Below are 18,473 nucleotides of genomic sequence, written 5' to 3'. Positions count from 1 at the left end.
TGCGGACAGCAAGGGAAAGTCCCTCATCGGGGGGCATCGCGGCGGTAACCGACCGGGACGTCGGCGGATTTTTCGTGTCTCGTGAACCGGGCGGCGCCGGCATCCGTCCTAGTGGCGCCCGTGCCCGCGGGCCCGACAGCTTGGAGGAGCCCGGTGTTCACAGCGGCCATCGTTTCGGACCAGCCCATTTCCCGCGCCGGCCTCGAGAAGCTGGCCGCCGACTCGGGTCTGCACGTCGCCGCCACCGTGGCGGACGTCGGTGAGCTGCTGGCGCTCGGTCAGACGTTCGACGCGGTGGTGCTGGAGCTGCCGGCCGGTGGGACGGACAGCATCGCGCGGGCGGCCACGGTCGGACGACCGCTGGTGAGCGCGGCGTGGGGCCGGACACCGAGCCTGCTCGCCGCCGTGCGGGCCGGGGCGCGGGGTTGTTTCAGCAGCTTCACCGAGCAGCGTGACGTGCGCGAGGCGGTCGGGGTGATCGTCCGGGGCGGCTTCTACATCTGCCCCCGCCTGGTCGGGCAGTTCCAGGGGGAGCTGGCGCGCGGTGCGGACGACGAGCCGAACGGGCTGGCGCCGCGGGAGGTCGAGACGCTGCGGTTCATCGCCTCCGGCTTCACGCACGCGCAGATCGCGACGCGGATGGGGCTGTCGCAGGCGACGGTCAACACGTACGCGAAACGGATCCGCGCGAAGCTGAACGTCAGCAACAAGGCCGAGCTGACCCGGATGGCCATCGAGCTGGGGCATTGCAGCCAGCCCCGCCGGCTGAGCCGCGCGGCTGCCTGAGCCGGCGACTACCTGCGAAGGGCCGGGCGTGCAGCCCGGCCCTCGTCGTTCACTCGGAAGGTTGCGCCGACTTCGCGCCGACCGACGCCTTGGGATTCGGGGGCGCCTCGGGCGTACTCGCCGGGGTTTCGGCCGCCGCCGGGGCCGCCGGAACCGTGACCTTCGGGCCCGGCTTGACCCCCGGGGTGAGCGGTGTGGTGTCCCGGGTCACCGGCGGGTTCGCGGCGGGCTTGACCGCCGGCGGCCGGGTCGCGGGCGGCGGGGTGTCGTCCCCGGCGGGCGGCTCGGTGGTCGCCGGCTCGGCCGGTGCCTCGCCGCGCAGCAGCTTGCGGATGCGGAAGACGAGCAGCACCGCCGCCGCGAGGGCGACCAGGGTCACCACGATGAGCAGGGTCGACCGGCCGGCGCCGGGGTCGGAGGTGATCCGGTTGAGCGCCTGGGAGTCGGACTCGGCCGGCACCGCCTCCTCGGGCAGCACCTTGGTCACCGACTGGGCCGGGTTGATCAGGCCCCACCCGAAGCTGCCGTCCGGCACGGCGCCGTTGCCCATCTTGCCGGCGGTCGCCTCGAGCCGGTGCACGACCTGCTGGGCGGTCAGTTCCGGGTAGGCGGAGCGGACCAGCGCCGCGGCCCCGGCGACGAACGCGACGGCGTAGTGGGTTCCGCTGCCGGTCAGCGAGCCGGTGCCGGTGATGCCGAGGCTGGTGACGTTGATGCCCGGCGCCACCACGTCGACCCCGCCCTTGCGGTAGTCGTCGGCGGCCTGGCCGTCCACGCCGATGCCGCCGACGCGCACCACACCCTTGCCGAGCGTGGCGTCCGGGTTGGCCGCGGCCGTTCCCGACGCGGCGCCGACCACCACGACGACGTCCTTCTTGTTGGCCGCGGCGATGGCGTCCGCGACACCCTTGTCATTGATATCCACGTAGGAGCCCAGCGCGATGATCGTCGCCCCCGCCCCGACCGCCGCGGTGATGCCGGCGGCGGCGTCGGTGGCCTGGGTCTTGGTGCTGGTCTCGGCGATCCGCACAGGCATCACCGTGGCGTCGGGCGCGATGCCGGCGGGGCCGCCGCCGGAGCCGCCCTTGGCGACGATGAGCCCGGCCATGGCGGTGCCGGTGCCGAGGCAGTCGGTGTCGCCCCGGCCGCTGCCGGAGACGATGTCGGAACCCACCGCGACGTGCCCGGTGAGCTGGGCCAGGCTGCCCTCGACGCCGGAGTCGACGATGGCGACGAGCTGGCCGTCCCCCCGGCTCTGCGGCCAGGCCTGGTCGGCGGCGAGGCGCAGTTCGGCCCAGTTGGAGGTGCCGCTGGAGGCGGCGGCGGTGGCGCACTGCCCGGCCTTGCCCGGCTTGGGCTTGGCGCCCTTCGACCCGCCGGCGGCGGGTTTGGCGGGCGGGTTGCCCGCGTTGCCGGCGGGCGAACCGCCCTTCGTCGGCGACGGCGTCGCCTTCGGCGCCCCACCCGGAGTCACGGCCGTATTCGGGGACTTGTCAGGCAGTACGCCGTACTGCACGCCCCCGCCGACCGCGTCCCACGGCAGGATCACCATCCAGCCGGCATTGAGCCGGCCCGGGTCGACGAGCACCCCGCCGTCGGGCTGCGGCCGGCCCGAGTTGAGGTTGAACACCTCCGACGAGCGGGCCGAGTCGCCGAGGAAACGGTCGGCGATCTCCGCGAGGTTCTCTTTGGACCCGTTGTGCGACGACGTGACCGTGTAGTACTTCACGTAGTTGTCGTCGGCGTGTGCGGCGGTGGCGCCGAGGCCGAGCAGTGCCGTCACCGCGCTCACGGCGAAACCCGCACGAAGTGCCGCCCGAGTGAACAAGGACATCCGCTTCCTTCTTGTCGAGACCGGGGTCATCAGCTGGGACCCGGGGCCGGGGCACCCGGGGCACCCGGCAGATAGACCGAGACCGCCACCCCGCCGCTCTCGGGGGAGACGGTGAAGAACGAGAGGCTTTTGAGCCGTACGCCGGGCAGCTCGCCGGAGACGTCCCGCACGGCGGTGGTGCTGGTCCAGTGGCTGACCGGGTGGGTCTGCCCGTCAGCGGTGACGGCGTAGAGGACGTACGCGACGCCGGCGCGCAGCCCGCTGACGGTGGCTCGCACACTGACCCCGTCGTCGCCCTCGGTCAGCAACACCGAGGCGCCGGCCCCGGACGTCCGGTCGGTGGCGGTGGCCGCCGCGGTCACGATGGCCTGCCCGCCGGCGCCGCCAGGTCCGCGGACCAGGGCGGTGATGCCGAGCCCCGCGACGACGAGCACCAGGGTGAGCAGTCCGGCGGCCCGCACGAGCCGGACCCGCCGGGAGGCCGGGCGCCGGCCACCGGGCCCGGTGCCGGCCGGTCGGGTGTCGGCCGGTCGGGTGCCGGCCGGTCCGGTATCGGCCGGTCCGGTGTCGGCCGGGCGGCGGGGCGCCGCCGGCCTCGCTGCCGCGTGCGCCCGGCCGGCGGTGTCCGCGGCCGGGACGGGCCCGGAGGCTACCTCCGCGGGCGGGGCTACCTCCGCGGGCGGGGCTACCTCCGCGGGCGGGGCTACCTCCGGGGCCGGCGTGGACCCCGCGGCCGGGGCGGCCTCCGCGGCCGGGATGGTCGCCCCGGCCGGGAAGTCGTCGCTGAGCAGGGCCAGGGCGGCCAGGGTCTCGACGACCCCGTCCGCCAGGGCCCGGCAGGTGGCGCACGTCTGCAGATGCTGGTGGATGACGTCGCTGCGGTCCGGGTCGAGCTCGCCCAGGAAGTGCAGCCCGAGGAGCTCCTCCTCGACGTGGTCGTCCGGCACGGTGTCACCCCTCAGCTCGTCCATGGTTACTTGACGAGCAGCCAGTACTGGTCTTTGTTGACCGTGCTGACCCGGTCCCACTGCTCGACCCAGTACTCGTTCCAGGTGCCGTCGGCCTGCGGCGGGCCGAGGTCGTCACCGAGCAGCTCCATCAACTTGCCGGAGTTGTGGTTCTCGATCTGGACCTTGCCGTCCCCGCCGTCGATCAGCTTCCACTGCTGGTTCTTGTCGCTCTCCTTCTTGGTGGTGACGACCAGCTTGGCGTAGTTGTCCTTGGAAGCGTTCTCGACCGCGAGCGCCTGCTTGCTGAAGGCGTTGATGATCAGCACGTACCCGTCGGCCGGGGCCTTCTGGAAACGCCAGTACTGATCGTCCTGGAGCAGGTTGTTGTAGAGCTGGACCCGCGTGCCGTCGGGGTTGTTGAGCTCCTTGCCCGGCAGCTCGACGACTGCCCCGGCCCAGGCGTTGCGGATCTGGTAGCGGGCGTTCGGGTCGAAGGCCACGCCGGTGGGCTTGGGCGGCGTCGCGGCCGTCGTGGTCGGCGCGGCCGTGGTCGGCGTCGAGGTGGGCGGTGTCGACGCCGGCTTGCTGGCGGGGGCCGAGCTGACCGGCGGCTTGGGCTTCGCGGCGGTCAGCCGGGTGTCCTTCTCGTACTGCGGGACATAACGGCTGACCTGGTCGGCGAGCTGCGGGACATTGGCCCGCGGCAGGCCGTCGGCCTGCCGGATGACGTCGGCACCCCACTGGTAGGCGCCGAGCGCCAGAGTGTACGGGTCGGCGCCGCTGAGCCCGGCGAACTGCTGGCTCATGTCGCACATCGCGGTGCCCATCGCCAGGATCGCGTCCTTGGGGTCCCACCGGGAGGCCTTGGCGCCGGGCTGATAGCGCTCCCACATGTCGTCGGTGAACTGGGCGATCCCGGCGCGGCCGGTGCTGGAGCGCAGGCTCGCGTTGAACCCGGAGACGGCGCGCAGCTGGGCCGCGATGCGGGCGGGGGTGAGGGTGGGGCAGATCCGGCCGGCCGCGTTGATGCTGGGGACGAGCTCGTCCGGCGCCTCCATCGGCTGCTCCGGGGAGGCGGCGACCTCGGCCGTGGTGGCCTTCACGCTGAACACCGGCTGATCGGCGTACCAGTTGGCGTAGGCGGTGACCTTGTCGACGTACGCCTCGGCGCTCTTGGGAATGCCCTTGGCCTTGAGCACGGCATCCAGGCCGGCCTTGTCGGTCGCCACGGCGGCGGCCCACAGGTCGCCGTCCACCTTGGCCGCGCGCAGCTGACCGACGATCTCGCAGGTGCGGTGGGCCATGGCCAGCACACTTGCCTGCCGGTCGGTGCGGGCGGCGCCGGACGACGGGCGCCACTTCGACCAGGTGGCGTCGTTCATGCCGGCGAGACCGGTGTTGGCGCCGTCGGAACCGAAGGCGGTGGCGGCCATCACCTGGGCGGCCACCTTGGGCGGGGTCAGGGCCGGGCAGGACAGCGCGGCCGCGACGAGCGCCGGCACGTCCTCGGTGGGCACCGGCTTGCCCTCGAGCTTCTCGTCGTCGGCGATGGCCGGGATCACCTCGAGGGCGAGGACACCGCAAACGACGATGGTGAGAGCAAGAGCCACGATTTCGACTCGTCGCCGGGTCGATCCCAGCACCCGCCGCCACGAACGGCGTGGCGTAGCGCGATCAGTCATCTGTCCCACTCATCTACTCGTTCTATCGGGGTGAGAGTGTCATGCCCTACGTAGACGGCCGGGTGCGGTCGGCGGTTCACGATCCGACTGGCTTTTTCCGGCCCCGGCGGTAACGGATTTGTCACCCGGCCGGCCTCCGAAACCACGTCCGGCCAAGGCCTCGCGTAGTGCTCGTAATGCATAGAAAGTGCGTGATTTGACCGTTCCCGGCGGGACGTCGAGGACCTCCGCGACCTCGGCCACCGACCGTTCCTGGAAGTAGATCTCGACGAGCGTGATCCGCAGCCGCTCCGGCAGCGAGGCCAGCGCCGCCCGCACCTCGGCGGCGTCCAGGGCCTGCTCGATCGGATCGGCGGTGTGCGCATGCGCCTCGATGTGCTCGTCGGACAGTTCGGCCGGGCGGACCTCGGCCGCCCGGACCTGATCGATGAAGATCCGCTTCGCGACCGTGAAGATCCAGGCTCGACTCCACCGGCCGTCGGCGTTGCGTGCCTCGGGGTTGCGCCACGCCCGCAGCAGGGTCTCCTGGACGATGTCCTCGGCCCGGTGCGCGTCGCCGCGGGTCAGCCGGGTCAGGAAGCTGAGCAGCACCGGCCCGTGGACCTGCTGGAGGTGACGCAGCGCGGCCTCGTCCACGGCCGGACCCTGCGCCGATGGCACCGCCGCGGGCGCGGAGGGAGCAGGCTCGGACAGCCCGCGAGGATCAGTTGCGCCGTCAACCACCGATAGACTGTTGCATATAACTGCCGCAAGGTCCCTATCGGGGATCATTGTGATGCATCGGAGATCGTGGTAGCAGCCGGACGTCCCGCAGAGATCGTCCAGAACCGTGACCCCCGCCCCGCCCGGACGTTGAAACGGGTGATTGCGGAGGGCTTGTACAACTACGGAGGCGCCGCGCACGGCCGGCGCGCTGGGCGGAAGACGGAGAAGGACAGATGCGGTTGACCGGCATGCCGCTGATCGCGATGGCGGTCGGCAGCACGGTGATCGTGGCGTTCCTCACGGTCCTGGTGTGGGGCCGCCCGTGGCGGCTGCGGCTCCTGCTACGCCCGGCCGGTGTGCTGCTCACCGAGGCCTCGTTGCTCGTCTCGGTGGGTCTGGTGGTCAACCGGCACGAGGATTTCTACCCGACGTGGGATTCGCTGTTCAGCACCGGCGACGTCGTCGCGCCGACGTACGCCACCGCTGCCGGAGGCCTGGACCAGGAGCTCGCGGCTCGTGCCGCCGGCCGCACCGACCGGCCGCTGTCGCTGCCCTGGCAGCCCACCGGGTGGACCGACTGGCACCTGGCCTCCGCTCCGGTCCTGGTCGTCCCGGCCGGCTATCTCCAGCATCCGCAGTGGCGGTACTCCGTGGTCCTGGTGGTCGGGAGCGCCGGCGCGGGCTGGCCGGCGAGCTGGCCCGAGGCGCCCAGCGTGGAGGTGGCGGCGGCGGCCGGCCGCGACGTGGTCGTCTACTTGAGCACGACGTCCGGAACCGAGATCCAGACGCTCGCCGCCGGGGTGCCGGTCGGGCTGCACCACGATCTGCGGGTCACCGATCACCGGTGGGCCCTGGTCGGTTCACCCGCCGACACCCGGCTGGTCCGCCAGGTGTCGGCGGCCGCACCGGGTCAGTTCCCGGCGGTGGCGAGCGTGCGGGCCGAGGTGCCACCGGTCCCGCACGACGTCGTCGTGCCGGCCGGCGTGGCGACCTTCACGGTCCGCCCCGGGGTCGAGCCGGCCGGTGTGCTGCGCGCCGTCCGCGCGGCCGTGGGCTGGGCCGCCGGCCAGACCCCACCCCCGCTGGCCGCCTCGTCGCCGCCGGTCAAGTCACTGCCGGTGCACCGGCGCCCCAAGCCCGGGGCGTCGTCCGGGCCGCCCGGCGCACCGGTTCCGCCCGGCACTCCGGGCCGCGCCGGCGCCGGCGCCCCGGCGGGCGCCCCCAGCGGGAAGGAGAAGCCTCATGGCCCCGGACAGCCTTGGCGCTGAGCTGGTCGCGCTGGCGGCGGCGGTGGTCGCGGCGATCGCCGTCGGTCTGCTCTGGAATCGCCTGCGCGGATGGCGCGGCGGGCTGCTGCGCAGCGTCACCGTCCTGGCCTGCGTGGTGACCTCCGTCGCGGTCGCCGCCGTCTGGGTCAACCGCCAGGTCGACTTCTGGCCCACCTGGTCGGGCACCCATCCCAAGGTGGCCGAGGCCGGCGAATCGGCCCCCGCCACCGGTCCGGGTGCCGGCCGGGTGCTCACCGTCACCGTCACCGGGGCGGCCAGCAAACTGACCATGCCGATGTACGTCTACCTGCCGCCGGGTTACGACCCGGCGGGTCCGCTGCGCTACCCCACCATCGAGGCCCTGCACGGTTACCCCGGCGTACCGGCGCAGTGGTTGAACGCCCTGGCCGCGCCGAAGATCCTGGACGAGGAGATCGCCGCCGGCCGGATGGCGCCGGCGGTGGTGCTGTTCCCCTACCAGTCGCCCCGGCCGTTGAAACTCGACACCGAGTGCACCAACCTCGTCGGTTCGGCGCAGTCCGAGACCTTTCTCACTCAGGACGTGCCGGCCTACGCGCTGAGCCACTTCCGGGTGCGTCCCGACCAGAGCGCGTGGAGCCTGATCGGGTTCTCGGCCGGCGCCTACTGCGCCACCCAGCTGCTGCTGCGCCACCCCGACCGGTACGCGGCGGCGGCCAGTCTGTCGGGCTACGTCGACCCCGGCATCCACGTCGGCGACGGGTCGGAGCACACCTCCTACAACGTCGTCTGGCGGTTGCAGCACCTGCCGGTCCCCGCGGTGGCGCTGTATTTGGCGTGCGCCCGGTCGGATCCGACCGCCCTCAACGCCACCACCGCCATCGCCAAGGCCGGGCGGAGTCCGCTCTCGGTGACCACGGCCTACATCAACGGCGGCGGACACTCCAGCCAGACCTGGAAGGCGATGGAGGCGCCGGCGTTCGACTGGCTGTCCAGCTGGCTCGGCCAGCCCATCGAGGACCACGGCGCGACCCCGACCCCGACCGCGGCCCTGACCCCGACCCCGGCCCGGTCGTCCGGCCCGCCGGTGCGACCCTCCGGGCACCCGAGCGCGGTCCATCCCAGCGGCAAACCCCGGTGATCGATCTCGCCCAGGATCCCTCACTTTGGACCAGCGGTGCGTAGCGAAGCCGCGACGGAACGTCCGGTGGTTCGTACACTGTGGTCATCCGCCGATCTAAGGGGGCATCCTTGGCCGGGCCGCACCAGGGTCAGCCGGGGCCCGCGCTGCGCGTCGAGGTCCTCGGTCCCGTCCAGGCCTGGCTGGGTGACACCCGCCTGAGCCTCGGCCCGGTCCAGCAGCGGGTGGTGCTCGCCGTCCTGGCCCTGCGGTCCAACCGGCCGGTGCGCCGCGAGCAGTTGATCGAGGCGATCTGGGGTGACGCCGCACCGGCATATGCGGTGAATGTCGTCCAGAAGTACATCTCGGGCCTTCGCCGGGCGTTCGAGCCGATCCGGTCCGGTCGCTCACCGTCCCAGGTGCTCACGTGGAGCGAGGTCGGATACCGGCTGGCCCTGCCGCCCGGGAGCCTCGACCTCGAGGTGTTCGACCGCGAGGTCAGCCGGGCCCGCACCGCGCGGGCCGCCGGTGAGCTGCCCGAGGCGGTCCAGGCGATGCACGCCGCGATGCAGCTCTGGCGGGGCCCGGCCTTCGACGGGCTGGCCGGTCCACTGCTGGACGCCGAGCGCGACCGGCTCGAGGAACGGCGGATCAGCGTGCTCGAGGAGCGCATCGAGATCGATCTCGCGATGGGCAACGACGAGGACCTGGTCACCGAGCTGACCCGGCTGGTCGCCGCCTACCCGACGCGGGAGCGGCTGCGGGGCTCGCTGATGACCGCGTTGTACCGCAGCGGCCGGCAGGCCGAGGCCCTCGCCGCCTTCCACGAACAGGCCCGCTACCTGCGCGAGGAGCTCGGCGTCGACCCGTCCGCCGAACTGCAGGACCTCTACAAACGCTTCCTCGCCAACGATCCGTCGCTCGACGCGCCGACCGGTTCGACCGCGTCCGAGCCGGTCCCGCGGCCACCGATCCCGGCCCAGTTGCCGTACGCCACGCCCCACTTCGTCGGCCGGGTCAACGAGTTGCGCCAGCTCGACGGCCTGGTCACCGGGGACGGCATGGTCATCGCCCTGATCACCGGGACGGCCGGGGTCGGCAAGACCTCGCTCGCCGTGCACTGGGCGCACCGGATCAGCGCCCGCTTCCCGCACGGTCAGCTCTACGTCAACCTGCGCGGTTTCGATCCGCACCGGTCGGCGATGGAACCCGGTGAGGCCCTGCGCGGGTTCCTCGACGCCCTCGGGGTGCCGGCCCGCCGGGTGCCGGCCACCCTCGAGCAGCAGGCGGCGCTCTATCGCAGCCTGCTCGCCGGGCGGCGGGTGCTGGTGGTGCTCGACAACGCGCGCGACACCGACCAGGTGACGCCGCTGCTGCCCGGCTCGGCCGGCTGCCTGGTCGTGGTGACCAGCCGGAACTGGTTGTCGGGGCTGATCGCGGCCGGGGCGGTGGCGGTGCCCGTCGACCTGGTGACCGCCGACGAGGGGCGCCAGATCCTGCGGCGGCGCATCGGCGAGTCGCGGGTCGAGGTCGAGCCGACCGCGGTCGACGACATCATCGCCGTCTCCGCCCGGTTGCCGCTGGCGCTGGCCATCGTGGCGGCCCGGGCGGCGGCCCAGCCACGGTTCTCGCTCACCGCCCTCGCGGACGAGCTGGGGCATGCCCGGGGCGGGCTGGACGCGTTCGCGGGGGAGGACCCCACCGCCGACGCCCGAGCCGTCCTGTCCTGGTCGTACAACCTGCTGGCGGAACCGGCCGCGCAGCTGTTCCGGCTGCTGGGGCTGCATCCGGGACCGGACATCTCGATCGCCGCCGCGGCCAGCCTCGCCGGTGTCCCGCTGGCCGAGGCGCGCCGGCTGCTCACCGCACTGCGCGGGGCCCACCTGATCGACGAGACCGCGCCCGGCCGGTTCACCTTCCACGACCTGCTGCGGGCCTACGCCGCCGAGCAGGCCCGGGTGCTGGGCACGGCGCCGGAGCGGGAGGCGGCGCTGGCCCGCATCCTCGATCACTATCTGCACTCCGCGCACACCGCTGACCGGCTGCTCTATCCCTACCGCGAACCGCTGGCCGTCGATCCGGCCGCGACCGGCGTGGTCGCGGTGCCGCACCTCGACGCCGATCAGGCGATGCGCTGGTTCGTCGCGGAGCACGCGAACCTGCTGGCGGCGCTCGCGCTGGCGGCCACCGGCGGCAACCACACCTATGTCTACCGGCTGGCCTGGACGATGACGGCCTTCCTCAACTATCAGGGGCACTGGCACGACTGGGCGGCGACGACGAGCGCCGCCCTGAACGCCGCCCGGCGGCTCGGCGACCGGGCCGGACAGGCCCAGGCGCACCGCCTGCTCAACCTGGCGAATCTGCAGCTGGGCCGGTTCGACGAGGCCCGCGCCCACGCCGAGCAGGCCCTGCGGCTGTTCGCCCGGCTGGGCGACCTGCCCGGCCAGGCCCGCATCCGGCTCAACCTCGGCCGGGTGCTGGAACGGCAGGGCAACCTGCAGCAGGCGCTCGACCAGGCGCGGCAGGCGCTGGAGCAGTTCCGGCTCGCCGAGGACTGGGCCGGCCAGGCCGACGCCCTGAACTGGGTCGGGTGGTACCACAGCCAGCTCGGCTACCACGAGCAGGCGCTGGAGTTCTGCCGGCAGTCGCTGGCCCTGCACGAGGACTCCGGCGAGTGGCCGGGGCACGCCGACACCTGGGACAGCCTCGGCTACGCCCACCACCAGCTCGGCCACCACGACGAGGCGGTCGCCTGTTACGAGCGGGCGCTCGTCCTGTGGCACGACCTCGGCGACCGCTACCAGGTGGCGATGACCCGGCTGCGGCTCGGTGACACGTACCGTGCCTCGGGGGATGCCGGCCGCGCCCGCGGCGCCTGGCGGGAGGCAATCGAGATCTTCGATGCCCTCGGGCATTCGGAAGCCGCCGCCGTTCGCGCCAAGTTAGACCATCTGGCCAATTCCCGAGGGAGCGCCGGGCCGAAATAGTGACGTTTATCGCTTGATACCGCCGGCCGGCCCGGAGGTGCGGCGACCCGTTCCCGCGACCTGGTCGCGGGCCTGCCAGTGAAGGGAACTCCATGTCCGACCGTACCGGTGCAACCAATCCTTCCCGCGGTGGTTCGCGGGTGCTCCTCAGTGGACTGGCCATGGGCGCGGTGCTGGGCGCTCCGATCGCCGCGGCAGCGGGGGCCGGCGCCGAGGAGGTGTCCACGGCCGCCGTCGAGCATGTCGTGGCCGCCGACGGCAGCGCCTCGGCCGACGGCGCGGCGGCGGCGATCCGGGAGCAGTTCCGGTCCTCCTTCGCCGCCGGTGCCGTTCTCGCACCGGACAGCGAGTCCACCATGGTCATCTGTGATCCTTCCTGATCCACGGCCGGTCCCGCGGGAACCGTCCGCCGCGGAGCGGGCCGCCTGGCCGGTGGTCCTGGTGTCGATGCCGTTCATGACGGCGGAGCGGCCGTCCATCCAGCTCGGCCTGCTCAAGGCGATCGCCGAGGCCCACGGGTGGGACGTGCGCACCCTGCACGCCAACCTCGACCTCGCCCACCGGATCGGCGCCGAGGCCTACCGGACGCTGTGCGAGCAGCGCGGGCAGATGTTCGGCGACTGGCTGTTCTCGGTCGCGGCGTTCGGCGAGCAGGCGCCCGACCCGGACGGTCGCCTGCTCGACGACCACGCGGCCGAGCTCGACCTGCCCGCCGACCTGCTCCGGCGGATCCGCGACGAGGACGTGCCCGGCTACCTCGACGACCTCGTCGGCGCCGTGTCCTGGAAGGACGTCCGGGTCGTCGGGTTCAGCTGCACGTTCCAGCAGAACGCGGCCTCGTTCGCGCTGGCCCGGCGGCTCAAGCGGGAGTTCCCGCACCTGGTCACGGTCTTCGGCGGGGCCAACTTCGACGACGAGATGGGGCTGGAGTACGTCCGGCGGGTCGACGCCATCGACTACGCGGTGCTCGGCGAGGGCGACGTGGCCTTTCCCGAGCTGCTGTCCGCGCTGGCCACCGGCGCCGACCCGGGGAGCGTGCCCGGGGTCGCCGGCCGGCGCGGGGACGAGGTGGTGGCGACCCCGTCGGCGCCGCCGTTCGAACGTCTCGACGAGTCCCCGCCCCCGGACTACGACGAGTACTTCAGCCGGGCCGAGGGCCTCGGGCTGCAGCCGAGCGCCGGTCAGCGTACGGTCCGCATTCCCTTCGAATCGGCCCGCGGATGCTGGTGGGGGGCCAAGCACCACTGCACGTTCTGCGGGCTCAACGGCTCCAGCATGCGGTTCCGGGCCAAGTCGCCCGGCCGGGTCGCCGTCGAGCTGGCCACCCAGGCGCGGCGCTACCGCAGTTTCCGGTTCGAGGCGGTCGACAACATCCTGGACACCGCCTACCTTTCCGGGCTCTTCCCGGAACTGATCGCCGCCGGCACCACCTACGACATCTTCTACGAGGTGAAGGCCAACCTCACCCGGGAGCAGCTGAGGTTGCTGCGGCAGGGCGGCGTGACGCATCTGCAGCCCGGCCTGGAGTCGCTCAGCACCCGGGTGCTCGGCCTGATGCGCAAGGGCGTCCGGGCCGGTCAGAACGTCAACGTGCTGCGCTGGGGCCAGTACTACGGCATCACGATCTCGTGGAACATCATCTGGGGTTTCCCCGGTGAGTCCGCCGACGACTACCGGGCCCAGGCCGCCGTTCTGCCGCACCTCGTGCACCTGCGCCCGCCGGCCGGCGCGGGCCGGGTCTGGCTGGAGCGATTCAGTCCTTTGTATACCGATAAAACGGCCGGTGTCCGGGAACGCCGCCCGGAGCGGGGATACCGGTATGTTTATCCGGACCGGTTCGATCTCGGGAAGATTGCCTATTTCTTCGAGTACGAGCTCGCCGACCCGCTGCCGGACGAGGCGTACGCCGGTGTCCGGGCGGGCGTCGAGGCATGGAAGGCGGCATGGCAGCGTGCGACCCCACCGACGCTCACCTACTTCTCGGCGCCCGGCCTGCTGCAGATCTACGACGGCCGGCATCCCGGGGCGGAGGGCACGTACACGTTCGAGGGCGATCTCGCCGAGATCTACCTCGCCTGCGTCGACCGGCCGATAAGCGCGTCCGCCGTCCGCGAACGCCTGTCCCGCCGGTTGCCGCTCGACGCCGTCGAGGAGGCCTTCGCCGGATTCGCCGAGCGGGGCCTGATGTTCCTGGACGGCTCCGCGGCGCTCGCGCTGGCGCTCCCGGCGGGGGCAACCCGGTGATCCGATTGCTGTGATACTGCAGAACCCGACCCCCTCCGAGGTGACAATGGACGAACAGGTGATCCTGCGACCCTTCCAGGAACCGGACCTGCCGTTCCTGGAACGGCTCGGCTCGGATCCGAGTGTCACGGGGCGCTACGTGTGGGCCGGCTTCCGCGACCCGCGGGTCCGGCGCCGCCGCTGGGACAAGGACGGATACGTCGCCACCGACTCCACCGCGCTCGCGGTGATCGGCAAGGACCCCGCGTCCGGCCAGGAAGCGGTGCTGGGCATCGCGAGCTGGGAGGCGCGCGACCGCGGTGGCCCGCCCGGCGGCTGCTACGAGATCGGGCTCGCGCTGCTGCCGGAATGCCGCGGGCGCGGGCTCGGCGCGGCGGCCCACCAGCTGATGGTGCGTCATCTGTTCGACTGCACCCTGGCGTTCCGGCTGGAGGCGCAGACCGACGCCGACAACATCGCCGAGCAGCGCGCACTGGAACGGGCCGGGTTCACCTGCGAAGGCGTGCTGCGCGGCGCGCGGTTCCGGGAGGGCGGCTGGCGGGACATGCTGATCTACGGACTGCTGCGCACCGGGCCGGCCGACTGACCGGGCCGCTTCCAGCCGGCGTTCCAGCGAGCGTTCCAGCGTCCGTTCCAACCCCGTCGGCCAGGCTGGCCGGGCAAGTCACGCCGCAGGCGTGCCGGCCAGCGCGACGGGAGCAGTCATGGACCGTACGGCGGAACTCCGGTTCTTCACCGAGGCGGCGGCGGCCCTCGCGGCCGGCCGGCAGTCGGTCATCGAGGTGGTCGGCGAGGCCGGCACCGGCAAGACGAGCCTGCTCGCCGCGGCGATGGCCGGGATCGCCCGGCCGGGGCTGCGGATCCGCACCGGCTGCGCGGCCGAGCTCGAACGCGACATCCCGTTCCAGGTCTTCCTGCACGCCTTCGGGCAGGGCCCGCAGGGCGCGGACGACGAGCGGTACTGGGACAACGCTACGGTCCGGGCCGCCGGGGCACCGCTGAGCGTCGAGCAGTTCCTGCTCTGCCGGCGGGCGCGGCGCCGGATCGCCGCCCGCGCCGACACCGGCCTGGTCCTGGTCCTCGACGACCTGCAGTGGGCCGACCGGATGTCCCAGGACCTGATCAGCCACCTGGTGCGCTACCCGGTGGCCGCGCCGCTGCTGCTGGTGCTGGCCTACCGGCCGGAGCCGGCCGTGCGGTGGGAAGCCGGCCCCGAGGTGCGCCGGCTGCGGCTGGGCGCACCGGCCCCGCTGCCGCTGGCCAAACTCACCGCCCGGCAGCTCGAGATCGCGCAGCTGGCCGGCACCGGAGCCACCACCCGGCTGATCGCCCGGCAGCTGTCGGTCAGCCCGCGCACCGTCGACGCCCATCTGGCGCGCATCTACCGGCTGCTCGGCGTGCCGTCCCGCGCGGGGCTGGCGGCCGTCGTCGCGCATGGCTGACATCGATCGGTGTCGTCGTGCCGCTGCGGTGGCCGGATCCGGTTCCGCCGCGCGCGGGCTGCCCGGTACGGTCTGCCGCCATCGGCCGCCGGGCCACCGGGGCGGGGAAATACTCAGGGCGCGGATCATGCCGTCGGGGCGGGTCCCGCATCCCCGCCAGGAGGCTGTCGTGAGTCGTCTGCGTCCGAACCGGTCGCCGCTGACCGCAGGAATCCTTGCCGTCCTGCTCGGCGCCGGCCTGACCGGCTGCGCCCGGGGCGAGACGGCCGCCGTCGCCGCGCCGGGCCCGGCCCCGGCGTTCGGTGCGCCCGCCGCGACCGGGGTGCTCGCCGCCTTCGACGACGCCGACTCGGCCGCGACGGTGGCCGGCGACCTGGCCGGCCTGCGCGGCCAGGAGGTCAGCCCGTCGCTGGACGCCAGCGTCGCGGCCGTCAACAAGGCCCGCCTCGTCCGGCGCAACCAGCCCGGCTTCCGGCACGTCGATCCGGTGTTCGCGCTGCCGACCGCCGACACCGGCTGCTTCCTGGTCACCGCGAAACTGCGGCTGACCGGTGAGGAGCTGCTCCTGCGCGACGTCAGCCACTTCGTCCGTACCCCCGAGGGTGGTTGGAAGCTCAGCCACAACGTGCAGATCGGCCCGGACGGGCAGGCCGCCCTGGCCTCGCTGGGCAGCGCCGCCGCCGTGTCGTCCACCGAGGCCCTGCCCGCCGGGCTCCGGGAGCGGCTGGCCGCGCAGCTGTTCGCCCGGACCATCGGATCAGGCGCCCCGGACACCACTCTGGTGGCTTCCAACGTCCTGCTGGACCGCCGGTTCGCCGGTGGCTGGGCGGTCTACAGCCAGCAGATGCAGGGGGCCGGGATGGCCGTCGCCCGCACCTTCCAGAAGGCCCAGTGGTCCGACTGCGCGGCCCGCACCTCGGCCGGCACGCTGGCCTTCGTCACCCTCGCGGTGTCCGACACGATCACCGGCCCCACCGCGTCCCTGACCCCGGCCGCACCGGACATGGCCGCGCTCGGCCGCTCGGAAGCGGTGCACGGGCGCCGCATCCGGGTCGCCCGGCTGCAGACGTTCCTGCTGCTGGTGCCGGCCGACGCGGCCGCACCGGCGAGCCTGCTCGGCCTCGCCGACGCACCGGTGTCGCTCGACGTGACGAAATGACGGACACACCCCGCCTGCGCCGCCCCCGCCTGCGCGCGGACTACCAGCCGGTTCTCTGCTCCGGCCCGGACGGCGCCTACCTGGTCGTCGTCGGCGAGCACCGCAACCTGCTGATCGACGATCCGGCGACGGTCGACCTGGCGCCGCTGCTCGATGGCACCCGGACCGTGGAACGGCTCGCCGCCCTGGTGGCCGACCGGCACCCGATGGCCGCGGTGGCGTCCGGGTTGCGGCGGCTGGCCGGGCTGCAACTGCTGGCCGACGGGCCGGCCGGGACGCGTACGGCGGTGGCCGCCGGCTGGGACGCCCGCGGGATCGCCCCGGACACCGCCGAGCAGTGGACGGCGACCGGCCGGGTGCTGCTCGTCGACGCCGGCTCGCCGGTGACCGCCGCGATCGCCGATCGGCTGGCCCCCGCGGTCGGCCGGGTGGAGGTGGTGGCCGCCGCTGATCCCGACCTGGCCGTCGTCCTGGCCGGGTCGGCCCAGATCGTGGTCGCCCCCGGTTCGTACGTCGACGAGCGGTTGTCGCTGGTGAACGAGGCCTGCCTGAGCACGGGCCGGCCGTGGACGCTGATCCGGGCGCACGGCTCGGTGCTGGTTCTCGGCCCGCACCTGATCCCCGGCTCCACCGGATGCTGGTCCTGTCTGCGTCAGCGGTGGCTGGAGAACGAGCAGGTGGAGAACTACCTGGCGGGCCAGGGCGGGACCGGGCGGGTGACGGTGGCCCGGGCGGCCCTGCCCGGCACGGTGGCCACCGCGGCCGGTCTGCTCGCGGCGGAGTTGCCGGTGCTTGCCGTCGCCGGTCGCTCGCCCCGGATCACCGGCCGGATGATCACCCTGGACACCCGCGACCTGAGCACCGCGGAGCACGAACTGATCCGCCAGCCGCAGTGCCCGGCGTGCGGCGACCCCGGCCTGACCCGGGCCGCCGACCCGCGAATCACCCTGGCCGCCGGGGCCGCGTCGGACGTGGACGGCGGCACCCGGACCGCCGGCACCGCCGAGGTCTATCAGCGGCTGGCCCGGCACGTGAGCCGCTATCTGGGCGTCGTCACCCGGCTGGACCCGCTCACCGGCCCCGACGACCTGACCCAGAGCTGGATCTCCGGCCACAACTTCGCCGTCGCCCGGCACCCGAACGGTCTGCGCAAAAGTCTGCGCGGGCTGTCCGGCGGCAAGGGCCGGACGGTCGTGCAGGCCAAGGTGAGCGCCATCGCCGAGGCGATCGAGCGGTACAGCGGGGTGTGGCGCGCCGACCGGCCGGTGCGCCGGGCCGCGTACGCCGATCTGGATCCGGCCCGCACCCTGCACCCGCGCGACCTCCTGCTCTTCTCCGACAAGCAGTACGCCAACCGTGCGCACAGCAACGCCGGCGGCGGGCACTTCCACCGCGTCCCGGCGCCGGCGGCCGACGACCAGCCGATGGACTGGAGCACCGGCTGGTCGCTGACCCACGACGCCCCGCGGGACATCCCGGCCGCCTACTGCTGGTACGGCCACCCGGACGTGGCCGCGCTCGACGTCTGCGCGCCCGACTCGAACGGCTGCTCGGCCGGCAACACCGCGGCCGAGGCGATCCTGCAGGGCCTCGGCGAACTGGTGGAGCGGGACAGCGTCGCCCTGTGGTGGTACCACCGCTCCCGGCTGCCCGGCGTCGACCTGGCGTCGTTCGCCGACCCGTGGATCGACGCGCTGCGCGCCCATTACACCGACGACCTGGGCCGGGAGCTGTGGGCGCTGGACCTCACGGCCGATCTCGGCATGCCGGCGTACGCCGCGGTGTCCCGGCACCGCGAGCGGCCGACCGAGGACGTGATCCTCGGCTTCGGCAGCCATCTCGACCCGGCGACGGCGCTGGGCCGGGCGCTGACCGAGCTCAATCAGTTCCTGCCGATCGTCGCGCGGTTCGTCGGCGGCCGCACCCGCTACGGCATGACCGATCCGGACACCGTGGCCTGGTACGAGACCGTACGGGTGGCCGACCAGCCGTGGCTGACCCCGGATCCCGACCGGCCGCCGAGCACCGTGCACACCCACGACCGGGCCGGCACCGGGGACGTGGCCGGGGACGTGCGGCTCTGTGTCGACCGCCTGCGCCGCGCCGGCCTCGACGTGATCGTGCTCGACCAGTCCCGCCCGGACCTGGATCTGGCCGTGGTCAAGGTGCTGGTGCCGGGCCTGCGGCACTTCTGGCGGCGGCTGGGACCGGGGCGGCTGTGGGACGTGCCGGCCGCTCTGGGCCGCACCCCGCGGGTCACCGGCGAGGACTCGATCAACCCACTCAGCGTCTTCTTCTGACCAGGCGAGGGGAT

14 protein-coding genes are annotated in these 18,473 nt (G+C 73.3%); 10 read left to right on the top strand and 4 right to left on the bottom strand.

Annotated elements, in window-relative coordinates; genetic code table 11:
• Positions 1–153: 153 nt before the first annotated feature.
• Complete coding sequence (locus tag Afe05nite_RS35425; protein WP_203821664.1) at positions 154–786, top strand: response regulator transcription factor; 633 nt, start codon at positions 154–156, stop codon at positions 784–786.
• Positions 787–835: 49 nt separating this feature from the next.
• On the opposite strand, the gene Afe05nite_RS35420 is transcribed toward Afe05nite_RS35425, so the two are convergent.
• The 4 genes from Afe05nite_RS35420 to Afe05nite_RS35405 all read right to left on the bottom strand — a co-directional run bounded on the left by Afe05nite_RS35420 (position 836) and on the right by Afe05nite_RS35405 (position 5,888).
• Positions 836–2,620: a S8 family serine peptidase gene (locus tag Afe05nite_RS35420; protein ID WP_203821663.1), complete on the bottom strand. Its 1,785-nt coding sequence runs from the start codon at positions 2,618–2,620 to the stop codon at positions 836–838.
• A 29-nt stretch (positions 2,621–2,649) separates the two neighbouring features.
• Positions 2,650–3,591 (bottom strand): zf-HC2 domain-containing protein, encoded by a 942-nt coding sequence (locus Afe05nite_RS35415; protein WP_203821662.1) that lies wholly within the window; start codon positions 3,589–3,591, stop codon positions 2,650–2,652.
• Positions 3,592–3,593: 2 nt separating this feature from the next.
• Complete coding sequence (locus tag Afe05nite_RS35410) at positions 3,594–5,180, bottom strand: RICIN domain-containing protein (RefSeq protein ID WP_203821661.1); 1,587 nt, start codon at positions 5,178–5,180, stop codon at positions 3,594–3,596.
• A gap of 111 nt (positions 5,181–5,291) precedes the next feature.
• Positions 5,292–5,888 carry a sigma-70 family RNA polymerase sigma factor gene (locus Afe05nite_RS35405; protein ID WP_239118438.1) on the bottom strand — a complete coding sequence of 199 codons (597 nt, stop codon included), beginning with the start codon at positions 5,886–5,888 and terminating at the stop codon, positions 5,292–5,294.
• 302 nt (positions 5,889–6,190) lie between these two features.
• On the opposite strand from Afe05nite_RS35405, the gene Afe05nite_RS35400 reads away from it, so the two are divergent.
• The 9 genes from Afe05nite_RS35400 (at position 6,191) to Afe05nite_RS35360 (ending at position 18,459) form a co-directional block, all read left to right on the top strand.
• Complete coding sequence (locus tag Afe05nite_RS35400; RefSeq protein ID WP_203821659.1) at positions 6,191–7,225, top strand: hypothetical protein; 1,035 nt, start codon at positions 6,191–6,193, stop codon at positions 7,223–7,225.
• The gene (locus Afe05nite_RS35395; RefSeq protein ID WP_203821658.1) at positions 7,200–8,345 is read left to right on the top strand and encodes an alpha/beta hydrolase; all 1,146 of its coding nucleotides are present in this window, start codon (positions 7,200–7,202) and stop codon (positions 8,343–8,345) included. Before Afe05nite_RS35400 ends, Afe05nite_RS35395 begins: the two co-directional genes overlap by 26 nt.
• A gap of 110 nt (positions 8,346–8,455) precedes the next feature.
• Positions 8,456–11,314: an AfsR/SARP family transcriptional regulator gene (locus Afe05nite_RS35390; RefSeq protein ID WP_203821657.1), complete on the top strand. Its 2,859-nt coding sequence runs from the start codon at positions 8,456–8,458 to the stop codon at positions 11,312–11,314.
• 140 nt (positions 11,315–11,454) lie between these two features.
• Entirely contained in the window at positions 11,455–11,694 is a 240-nt protein-coding gene (locus Afe05nite_RS35385; protein ID WP_203821656.1) for a hypothetical protein, read from the top strand.
• Complete coding sequence (locus Afe05nite_RS35380) at positions 11,681–13,558, top strand: RiPP maturation radical SAM C-methyltransferase (protein ID WP_239118437.1); 1,878 nt, start codon at positions 11,681–11,683, stop codon at positions 13,556–13,558. Before Afe05nite_RS35385 ends, Afe05nite_RS35380 begins: the two co-directional genes overlap by 14 nt.
• 58 nt (positions 13,559–13,616) lie before the next feature.
• Complete coding sequence (locus Afe05nite_RS35375; RefSeq protein ID WP_203821655.1) at positions 13,617–14,144, top strand: GNAT family N-acetyltransferase; 528 nt, start codon at positions 13,617–13,619, stop codon at positions 14,142–14,144.
• Positions 14,145–14,262: 118 nt separating this feature from the next.
• On the top strand, positions 14,263–15,000 hold the full coding sequence (locus tag Afe05nite_RS35370) for a LuxR family transcriptional regulator (RefSeq protein ID WP_203821654.1): 738 nt from the start codon (positions 14,263–14,265) through the stop codon (positions 14,998–15,000).
• Between the two features lie 169 nt (positions 15,001–15,169).
• Complete coding sequence (locus tag Afe05nite_RS35365; RefSeq protein WP_203821653.1) at positions 15,170–16,159, top strand: hypothetical protein; 990 nt, start codon at positions 15,170–15,172, stop codon at positions 16,157–16,159.
• The gene (locus tag Afe05nite_RS35360) at positions 16,156–18,459 is read left to right on the top strand and encodes a TOMM precursor leader peptide-binding protein (protein WP_203821652.1); all 2,304 of its coding nucleotides are present in this window, start codon (positions 16,156–16,158) and stop codon (positions 18,457–18,459) included. The genes Afe05nite_RS35365 and Afe05nite_RS35360 overlap by 4 nt, the downstream gene beginning before the upstream one ends.
• The last annotated feature ends 14 nt before the right edge of the window (positions 18,460–18,473 follow it).

The sequence above is a fragment of the Paractinoplanes ferrugineus genome (genome assembly GCF_016862195.1).
GTDB classification, from domain to species: domain Bacteria; phylum Actinomycetota; class Actinomycetes; order Mycobacteriales; family Micromonosporaceae; genus Actinoplanes; species Actinoplanes ferrugineus.
The sequence above is the reverse complement of the archived record's forward strand: the minus strand, read 5'-3'. Positions and strand labels throughout refer to the sequence as shown.

Bases quoted from the DNA above. Each gene is read 5' to 3' on its own strand.
- Afe05nite_RS35420 (WP_203821663.1), bottom strand. From the start codon at position 2,620: ATGTCCTTGTTCACTCGGGCGGCACTTCGTGCGGGTTTCGCCGTGAGC.
- Afe05nite_RS35415 (WP_203821662.1), bottom strand. From the start codon at position 3,591: ATGGACGAGCTGAGGGGTGACACCGTGCCGGACGACCACGTCGAGGAG.
- Afe05nite_RS35400 (WP_203821659.1), top strand. From the start codon at position 6,191: ATGCGGTTGACCGGCATGCCGCTGATCGCGATGGCGGTCGGCAGCACG.
- Afe05nite_RS35395 (WP_203821658.1), top strand. From the start codon at position 7,200: ATGGCCCCGGACAGCCTTGGCGCTGAGCTGGTCGCGCTGGCGGCGGCG.
- Afe05nite_RS35370 (WP_203821654.1), top strand. From the start codon at position 14,263: ATGGACCGTACGGCGGAACTCCGGTTCTTCACCGAGGCGGCGGCGGCC.
- Afe05nite_RS35360 (WP_203821652.1), top strand. From the start codon at position 16,156: ATGACGGACACACCCCGCCTGCGCCGCCCCCGCCTGCGCGCGGACTAC.